At 43.5% G+C, this 747-nt stretch carries 1 protein-coding gene; it reads right to left on the reverse strand.

Annotation, left to right across the window (positions count from 1 at the left end; translation table 11 throughout):
* Nucleotides 1-97: 97 nt before the first annotated feature.
* Nucleotides 98-646: an NUDIX hydrolase gene (locus E1163_RS00200; protein ID WP_155168523.1), complete on the reverse strand. Its 549-nt coding sequence runs from the start codon at nucleotides 644-646 to the stop codon at nucleotides 98-100.
* Nucleotides 647-747 lie beyond the last annotated feature (101 nt).

The following is a 747-nucleotide window of genomic DNA, read 5'->3' on the forward strand; positions in this document are numbered from 1 at the left end:
AACAACTGTCTGTCAGCAAAGAGGTGAAAGAGTTAGGGTCTCCCCAGAAATTACGCTTGATCCCAATTCACCGGGCACCGATTACTAAAACACTTGATCACCGAATACCCGACTTACTTTTCTGCATCATACGCACAATGCTATCATTTGACCCCACCAATGCCTCAAGTTTATCCAATTCAACCCAGGCAAGGTCTTTTGATTCACTGCTTACTACCAGAGGTTCATTTTCATCTGCCTGGAAAAGAAATCTGATGTCGTAATGAAGGTGTTCAGGGTCGGCCTTCCGGGCAGGTATGGTATGTATGTCAATGTCAAAAATAGATGTGCTTACAAGTCTGATCGATTTTAGCCCTGACTCTTCCAGGGCTTCTTTAGTGGCCACATTGATGATGTCAGGGTCGCCATCCGCATGCCCGCCAAGTTGGAGCCAGCGGTTGAGCTTGTGGTGATGGGTAAGGAGAGCTTTGGTTTCCGTTTTATTGATAATCCATGCAGAGCCGGTAACATGTCCTTCTTCCAGTGATCTTTCAAAGCACTCAGGGTTCTGCTTTACAAAAGATAAAAACGAAGCCCTGAATTCTTTTTCCGCTTCGAATTCAGGGCTGTAGTCATTAAGTTTATTAATCAGGTCTTGCCTGTGCATTTATTCTATAATGATAGTTACTTTGTTCATTTTTCCTTCAATCAGTGTGTCCGTCTGCACACCTGCACCAATATTGTTTTTATCACCTTTAACGGCATTTA

It is taken from the genome of Fulvivirga kasyanovii (genome assembly GCF_009711405.1).
GTDB classification, from domain to species: Bacteria; Bacteroidota; Bacteroidia; order Cytophagales; family Cyclobacteriaceae; genus Fulvivirga; species Fulvivirga kasyanovii.

Coding starts and splice junctions, on each gene's coding strand:
- E1163_RS00200 (WP_155168523.1), bottom strand. CDS start 646: ATGCACAGGCAAGACCTGATTAATAAACTTAATGACTACAGCCCTGAA.